Origin of the sequence: Mesotoga sp. HF07.pep.5.2.highcov, from assembly GCF_003666285.1 — a bacterium.
In the GTDB taxonomy this organism is placed as follows: Bacteria; Thermotogota; Thermotogae; order Petrotogales; family Kosmotogaceae; genus Mesotoga; species Mesotoga prima.
Genome location: NZ_JFHJ01000108.1, coordinates 1 through 1,937, shown reverse-complemented (window position 1 = coordinate 1,937; position 1,937 = coordinate 1). Strand labels below are relative to the sequence as shown.

Here is a 1,937-nt window from a genome sequence, read left to right as displayed (position 1 = left end):
GATCCCGAAACAAGTTCGGGATGACATTCTTTGCGTTATTCAGACATGATTCTGCCCAGAATTCGATTCGTTAAACTATTGAAGAGGATGATCTCATCCTTGGGAAGACTGATCATTGTTTGCAGCGGGCGTGCAGCCGCACGCCCCTACATCCGTTTGGATCGAATCTATTCTCACATGCAACTCACAACTTGGAACTTGCAACTGTTCTTTTCGGAGAACGGAGAACCGTCCAACGGAGAACAGGTTTCACTTCGCTCTTTCCGACCATAACCTCTTACCACCAACCACAATTCCTGAAAAAACCCAGATCCTGAACAGGAGCGCTTCAGGATGACGAAATGAGTTGGTTCTGATCAGATGGCTTTGAATTGCTTCTTGAGGACTTGGTCAATCTCTTTTTTGCTCCTGACCAACCCCCAACCTGCTACCCGCAACCGTGGTCTTCACAAGAGCAGATCCCGAAACAAGTTCGGGATGACAGTGTATGAAGATTTCAAAACGTCGCATCCCGCCATTCTGAACTCCATTGAGAATCTCGGACTTTGATAGGATCAAAATCTACAAAGATGTGAGAGTTGTGAGGAGGATAGAGGTATGAAGATCAATATCGTTCAGAGAACCTCACAATCCATCATGAACTTGTTTCAGCATCGCGCTCCTTATTTGACAGCTTTATGCCTTCTATGGGGCCGTCCTTTATATGGAGATCGAGCTGGCTGAAAGGAATCTCTATGCCGTTTTCGTCGAATCTAGATTTTATGATCTTTGCCAGTTCCGTGCTTGAGTCCACGAAGTTCGCCTTCTCTACCCAGAATCTAACGACGAAGTCTATGGAAGATGCGCCGTATCCGGTGAACTGTATCATTGGCTTGTGGTTGTCATCGACGTAAAGCTTCTCGTAAGAATTTACGGCTTCCTCCAGGATCTTCATGACTTTGTTGAGGTCGCTCGAATAGGAAACCCCGACGTTGAGATCGTTTCGTCTTATGTTTTCGGGCCAGAAGTGAATAATCGTTGCTGCCCAGACGTTTTTGCTGGGGATCGTGACTAGCTTTCCGTCCCATGTCTTTATAAGCACGTGATTGAGTTTGATCTCCTGAACTCCTCCGGATGTCCCTCCGATGTCAACTGCCTCGCCCTCGTAGATTAGCTTGTTTATCATTATTAGTATCCCGCTGATCAGGTTTTCCAGAGGCTCCTTGACAGCGAGACCGACAATGATACCGGATACTCCGAGACCGGCGAGAACGGGAGCCAGATTCTTGAAGAGAACCGAGATAATTATGAAGGCCGCCAGAGCATAGAAGGCGAGGTTGAACAGCGTTCTCATTGTCTTGCGATATTGAACGGAGACAACGGATGTCTTCTCAGTGAATTTAATGAATGCTTTGTAGAAGAGGCCCGAAAGCCATCTTGCCACCAGAAGGATTGCGATGCTGACTCCGATTCTAATCGCCCATTCGATTATTGTTTGGATTACATCATTCATGATTTTCCCTCCTTCTTCCATGATAACTATTCTTACATAAGATCTGGCCGAAGCCAAGTAGGAACGGACCCATCGCTTTGACCTGAAAAAGGGATCTTGTCTGTGAGGCACATTGCCTTTACAAAGATCAGCATTTCGTTGAGTCGAATTGTTTAGATACACTCCAAAATACTTTTCAAAGATATTTGAAGGTAGTGTACAATTAAATGGAGTATAATTATCGGCAATAAAAATGATGGAGGTTGTTTATTGTGAAGAGATTGATTCTAATTGGATTATTGTTCATAGCATTTTCAGGTTTTGCACTGAAGGGGCCGATAACTGTGGCATCTAAGATAGATACGGAAGGCGCGCTCCTGGGCCAGATGATTGTAATAGTTCTCGAGAAGAATGGATTCGAGGTTGTAGACAAGACCGAATTCGGTACGACGAGCGTCATTCGAAA

The 1,937-nt window shown here is 45.2% G+C and carries 2 protein-coding genes; one reads left to right on the top strand and one right to left on the bottom strand.

What is annotated here, in order from left to right; all coding sequences use genetic code 11:
* Positions 1–634: 634 nt before the first annotated feature.
* Positions 635–1,492 carry a mechanosensitive ion channel family protein gene (locus BG32_RS01825; protein WP_121526310.1) on the bottom strand — a complete coding sequence of 286 codons (858 nt, stop codon included), beginning with the start codon at positions 1,490–1,492 and terminating at the stop codon, positions 635–637.
* Between the two features lie 251 nt (positions 1,493–1,743).
* Between BG32_RS01825 and BG32_RS01820 the strand changes: the two genes are divergently transcribed.
* On the top strand, positions 1,744–1,937 hold a 194-nt coding region (locus BG32_RS01820; RefSeq protein ID WP_310793855.1), incomplete at its 3' end, for a glycine betaine ABC transporter substrate-binding protein.